Origin of the sequence: Pseudoalteromonas sp. Isolate6, assembly GCF_022398435.1 — a bacterium.
Taxonomy (GTDB): domain Bacteria; phylum Pseudomonadota; class Gammaproteobacteria; order Enterobacterales; family Alteromonadaceae; genus Pseudoalteromonas; species Pseudoalteromonas galatheae.
The window spans coordinates 1-5,613 of record NZ_JAKEVK010000260.1; the positions used below are offsets into that span (position 1 = coordinate 1).

A 5,613-nucleotide genomic window follows, 5' to 3' on the forward strand; every position below is an offset into this window, starting at 1 on the left:
GTGGTGGAGGCCGGGTTTCACCTTCAAATAAAACGTCTTGAAAGCAGAATAGATATTGCTTGCAAACACATCGAATATAGCCCTTACGCATCTGTTAGGGCTTTTTCGTTGTTTATACCAGTTACATGATCGCACAACTAATTTGGAGAGGCGCAGTATTAGTTGTTAGGCCTTCATTGGTAACAAAAGCCCAACTCAAAAGTCGGCTATTTTGAGACCAGAACAACTTAATTCAGTTACGCGTATATACGCTCAGCAACGGGAACTTGTTCTCACCGAAAGCTAATGTAAGTGAAAGCGTTTCCCCGCCGTCAAAGTTTTCAGAGAGTTTCATTGGCGCGATCCGTTGACCATTTGCCGTCAGTGCCAATAGATGTTTATGTGTTAACGTGCGGCGGCCACTTGATTGGTTCTTGAGTGTAACCACAGCCCAGCGCTCACCGCTTTCATTACTCATCAACACCGCGTTAAGTACTTTGAAGTCACTACTATCTGGATAGATATTTGCGTCATTCGCAAACGCTAATGCCATGTTGTTGGGCACTACATTATCAATCGTTAACGCTTTTTCAGCTGCCTTTGTATTCATAGCCAACATAAATAACCAAAGTCCAGCTATTATCCATTTAGACATTTGTTCACCCTTCTAGTTTCCTTTGATTGACTTAGTATGCCTCCTATTTGAACACACTACAATTCGGATACTATCTGAAACGAAAACCAAAAAGATAAACCGACTTATTTATGCTAGCCTCTTGTCAGTCCGCCTTCTGCTTGGTGGCAAGAACTTAACGTAACATAGGCTTATATCCCCTTGGTTTACAAATGATTATGACGTGTTGGAGCTAGTTACCTTCTATCTAACTTTGCGATAATTTTCTCTGCAAGTAATGTGGCTGATGCAGGGTTTTGTCCGGTAATTAACTGCCCATCTTCGATTACATTGGTCTGCCATGCAGCTGCTGAAGAGTAAATACCACCACGTTCGATAAGCCGGTTTTGCAATAGGAATGGGACGATATCCGTTGTTCCTAAATCACTTTCCTCTTGATTGCTAAACCCTGTAACCTGCTTGCCTTTAACTAAATAGTCTCCGTTCGCAAGCTTAACATTCGTGATCGCTGCTACACCATGACAAACAGCAGCAAGTACTCCATTTTTATTTAAAATATCGGAAGCGACACGCGCAACATCACCATTGTCAGGGAAATCCCACATAGGCCCAGATCCGCCACTAAAAATTACCGCATCATAATCATTTGCATCTATTTTATTTAGTGGAATGGTATTTATCACCTTATTAATCAACTCTGCGTCATTTAAAAAAACTTGATGATAACTATCAGGCTCTGTCAGTGCTCTCGCATCTATTGGGGCAAAACCGCCTTTGATGCTTGCAATATCAACTTTGATGTTGGCCTTTTTTAGACGGTAATACGGATGCGTTAGCTCAGGGAGCCAAAACCCTGTTTTTCGACCAGTATCTCCTAGTTGGTCGTGGCTGGTAAGAACAATTAATACACGGTGGTCATCCGATGTTTTTGCCAATGGGGGAAAAGAAAAAGTAGCTAAAATAAAAATTAAAAATAACCGTTTAATCATGAGTAAATCACCTTAATTGTGTAAAGTGACTACAATGTATCGCGCCTCAACGCTTGCTTCATTTACATAGGTTGATTATGGCTTAGAAGTTGAAGCAACTTGCTTCGCATCGGTGGGTTCAGCTTTGACACCGTCATAAATAACCAAGCCCGTTGTCTTGCCAATCGAACAATATTGCTTTGGCGATCAATTTTTGTTTCGGAATAACAACGGCTAGAAAGCGAGTTGTTATTCCGTGCTCAATGCAGCTACTCAATAAAGATGCTAATTACAGCAATTATAAGGTTTCTTCTAACCACTTGAAGAATTCACGCTGCCATACTATCCCATTTTGTGGTGTCAGTACCCAGTGGTTTTCTTCAGGGAAATAAAGGAAACGACTCTTCAAGCCACGAAGTTTTGCGGCTTGGAAAGCTTGCATCCCTTGGCTCAGCGGTACACGGTAGTCTTTACCACCATGGATCACGAACATCGGCGCATCCCACTTATCCACATAGCTGATTGGGTTAAACTGATTGTATGCTTTGCTAATGGCCGCATTGTTTTGCTCCCAGTACGCGCCACCCAATTCGTTGTTCACAAAGAACATTTCTTCGGTTGTGCCGTACATACTGCGCAAATCAAAAATGCCGCAGTGCGCGATAAAGGTTTTAAAACGACCATCGTGGTTACCAGCTAAGTAAAACGCAGAGTAACCACCAAAGCTGGCACCAACTGCCGCGATACGTTTGTTGTCAACATATGACTCTTTCGCAACATCGTCGATTGCATCAAGGTAGTCCTGCATCGCCTTACCACCCCAGTCTTGGCTGATATCTTTGTTCCACTTCACGCCGTGCCCTGGCATACCACGACGGTTTGGCGCAACCACAATATACCCTTGTGAAGCCATCACTTGGAAGTTCCAGCGGAAGGAGTAAAACTGTGATAACGGTGCTTGTGGGCCACCTTGAAGATATAATAGCGTTGGATATTGCTTGCGTTTATCAAAATTAGGCGGGTAAATAACCCAAGTTAGCATGTCTTCGCCGTCTTTTGTCTTCACCATTCGTTTTTCAACGTGAGGTAAATCCAAATCAGCATAAAGCGCTTCATTCACATTTGTCAGCGCAACAAGCTTTTTGCTATTCAGATCAAAGCGGAAGATCTCTTTTGCTTGATTCATGCTATTGCGAGTAACAACTAACTGATCGTCTAGAGCCGCTACAATGCTATTAACATCAAACATGCCCTTGGTTAGCTGTTTAATTTTTGGTTTGGCTTTGGTTTTGGTGTTCACCGCTACTTGAAATAGCTGGATTGTGCCGTCAACGGGTGCAATAAAATAAATATGCTTACCATCATGACCCCATTCAAAACTGCTAACCGTGCCGTCCCAATGCGCAGTTAGATTGATTTCTCTGTCACCCTGCTTAACGATGATGTCATTTTTATCCGCCTCGTTACCGGGCTCATCCATACGTAAGAAAGCCAGCAGCCCTGTGGATGAGAACTCTGGGCTTTTATCATAACCCAAGTTTTGCTCGGTTAGATTGGTGGTTTTCTTACTGGCTAAGTTATAACGATAAATATCCGTGTTGGTGCTGCTCGCATATTCTGCGCCAGTCAGCTTTTTACTAACGTAGTAGATATTTTCACCGTTTGGACCCCAAACATAGTCGCTTGAACCACCAAATGGTGACGTCGGACTATCAAAAGGCATCCCTTTCATGATATCGACTTTTTCTTCTGTGATTAGATCCTGATAAAACACATGCTTAACACTGCCGTCTTTCCAGGTATCCCAATGGCGGTAGTTTAAATCATCAAACACGTAAGCATTGGCTTTCGTAAGCGCTTTATGTCTATCCGTGGCCAGCACAGCTTCAACATTTACAGTATCATGAAATAGTTTTTTGCTGCCATCAGGCGAAATATTATCGTCTGACAATATCCCTTGATACGCGCTTATAAGTCGAGACGCCCCACCCTTTAACGGCACTTGATAGACTTTGCTATCAAAGTCATCATTTTCAACGCTTGGCGTTGTAACTCTATAAATCACATGGGTGTTGTCTTTAGATAATCCAAGCGCACTCACGCGCTTTACTTGCAAAAGCTTGTCAGGAGTCATTACCTCTTTGGCAACCAACCCAAAACTTGGTGCTAATCCTAAGCTAGCACATAAAAGAATTCGCAACATCGCGAAATGCCTCCAATAATCAAATCTCACCTAGACTACATAAACCCGACAGAACTTAAAAGCATTCGCGATAAGATACTTTCTTCTCTAGTGCAAGTCGCGAGCAAGTAGCAGAAGTTGCTCAAAATAAATTTACGTTGTGCTGTAAGTTGGCAATTCTGTACTTTCTAGGTGTTTGGTTGAACAATTTCTTAAACGCTTGCACAAACGCAGAGTCAGAAGCGTATCCCAACTCGATAGCAATTTCTTGTATGCTCTTTTGCGACTCTAACAATTGCAAAGATAAAACTAACCTTACATTTTGTCTCCACTGTGAAAATGATTGAGAAAACTCTCTTGAGCACAATCGCGACAAAGTGCGCTCAGAAGCGCCCACTTTTGTTGCCCACTCCTTTAACGTAAATGGCAGATCCGGTTGCTCTTTAAGCTGTAAAAAAATGGATAAAAAGCGTTTATCGGTAGGTATGAGTAGGGGTATTTCATAACGGTTTGCGATCTCGATCTGATCTCGCAATACAGTTAGCAAATGTGTGATATTGGACTCTGCTTGAGTGAGCGTCTCGTTTTCAAATAGAAGCAGTATTAATGCTTTTATAAATGGCGTTACCAGACAGGATTTTGGTTTGTCTCCATACTGAACATATTTGTCGGGATTAAGATAAATCGCCAAAAACTGTGTATCTGTAATCGCTATGGATTTATGCACTGTATTTGCGGGTATGTAGAGCATACCATTGTGAGGTACGATCCCGCTTTTATCCCCGATACTTGATTGCAGCAGCCCCTGCAAAGGAAACACAATTTGATGCCACGAATGTGAGTGAAAGTCATCAATATAGCCAGAAGCCATATTAATCGTTTTAGTTACGATTTGTTTATCTGGAGAACCTTTGATGAGGTCATTAGCTTGCATCTTGGCGACTTATCAACATTAAACGTCTGTTAGTATAAATTACGCCATCCGAATTTAATATACCATCTACAGCCTATCGCAAATTAAAAGGCACAAAGATGCATATTCACTTTATCGTTCATGAACATTTTGAAGCGCCCGGCGCCTATGAATCTTGGGCAAATAAACGCGGCCATACCATTACCTACTCGCGAGTTTATCAAGGAGAACCGCTCCCAAAAAGTATCGAAGGCTTAGATTTCTTGATTGTCATGGGAGGACCTCAAGATCCGTCGACAACTATTGAGCAATGCCCGCACTTCGATGCAAAAGGTGAGCAAGAAGTCATCTTGAACTCGATTACCGCCGGAAAAGTTGTGCTTGGCATATGCCTAGGGTCGCAACTCATTGGTGAAGCGTTAGGTGCAACATTTGAACCTAGCCCTGAACGTGAAATCGGAAAGTACCCGATAACCTTGACGGAAGCAGGGATGACACACCCACTATTTAGTCATTTTGGAAAAGTGTTGGATGTCGGTCACTGGCATAATGATATGCCAGGGCTCACCAATGGTTCACAAGTGATTGCATATAGCGACGGGTGCCCAAGGCAAATTGTCGGCTACCGCGACCTAGTATACGGTTTTCAGTGCCATATGGAATTTACCAAAGATATCGTCGCATTACTGATTGAAAATGACGATCTCAGTGACGTTTTACAGTATCGATTTGTAGATGAGCCAGAGGTTTTACTGAATCATAACTATGACGAAATGAACCAAAAACTGTATGGTTTTTTAGATAAGTTAGAAAGCTTCTATAAATCACAGCCCTGAGTGTTAATCATATTATTTAACCTGAGGTTTGGGACTTGGGGCTAACTCAAATACCCACCATAATTCGCATCTATATTATGGTGGGTGTCCTTTATCTGTAC

At 42.3% G+C, this 5,613-nt stretch carries 5 protein-coding genes; 1 reads left to right on the forward strand and 4 read right to left on the reverse strand.

What is annotated here, in order from left to right; genetic code table 11:
• Positions 1–232: 232 nt before the first annotated feature.
• The 4 genes from L1D50_RS21135 to L1D50_RS21150 all read right to left on the reverse strand — a co-directional run bounded on the left by L1D50_RS21135 (position 233) and on the right by L1D50_RS21150 (position 4,697).
• A complete protein-coding gene (locus tag L1D50_RS21135; protein WP_239966746.1) occupies positions 233–634 on the reverse strand; it encodes a hypothetical protein in 402 nt (133 codons plus the stop codon).
• A 215-nt stretch (positions 635–849) separates the two neighbouring features.
• The gene (locus L1D50_RS21140; protein ID WP_239966747.1) at positions 850–1,602 is read right to left on the reverse strand and encodes a type 1 glutamine amidotransferase domain-containing protein; all 753 of its coding nucleotides are present in this window, start codon (positions 1,600–1,602) and stop codon (positions 850–852) included.
• Between the two features lie 277 nt (positions 1,603–1,879).
• Entirely contained in the window at positions 1,880–3,784 is a 1,905-nt protein-coding gene (locus tag L1D50_RS21145; RefSeq protein WP_239966748.1) for a S9 family peptidase, read from the reverse strand.
• Between the two features lie 121 nt (positions 3,785–3,905).
• Positions 3,906–4,697, reverse strand: coding sequence for an AraC family transcriptional regulator (locus L1D50_RS21150; RefSeq protein ID WP_239966749.1), 792 nt, complete (start codon positions 4,695–4,697; stop codon positions 3,906–3,908).
• A gap of 98 nt (positions 4,698–4,795) precedes the next feature.
• On the opposite strand from L1D50_RS21150, the gene L1D50_RS21155 reads away from it, so the two are divergent.
• Positions 4,796–5,512, forward strand: a complete 717-nt coding sequence (locus L1D50_RS21155) for a type 1 glutamine amidotransferase (protein ID WP_239966750.1) — start codon at positions 4,796–4,798, stop codon at positions 5,510–5,512.
• Positions 5,513–5,613 lie beyond the last annotated feature (101 nt).

Bases quoted from the DNA above. Each gene is read 5' to 3' on its own strand.
- L1D50_RS21140 (WP_239966747.1), bottom strand. From the start codon at position 1,602: ATGATTAAACGGTTATTTTTAATTTTTATTTTAGCTACTTTTTCTTTT.
- L1D50_RS21155 (WP_239966750.1), top strand. From the start codon at position 4,796: ATGCATATTCACTTTATCGTTCATGAACATTTTGAAGCGCCCGGCGCC.
- L1D50_RS21150 (WP_239966749.1), bottom strand. From the start codon at position 4,697: ATGCAAGCTAATGACCTCATCAAAGGTTCTCCAGATAAACAAATCGTA.
- L1D50_RS21135 (WP_239966746.1), bottom strand. From the start codon at position 634: ATGTCTAAATGGATAATAGCTGGACTTTGGTTATTTATGTTGGCTATG.
- L1D50_RS21145 (WP_239966748.1), bottom strand. From the start codon at position 3,784: ATGTTGCGAATTCTTTTATGTGCTAGCTTAGGATTAGCACCAAGTTTT.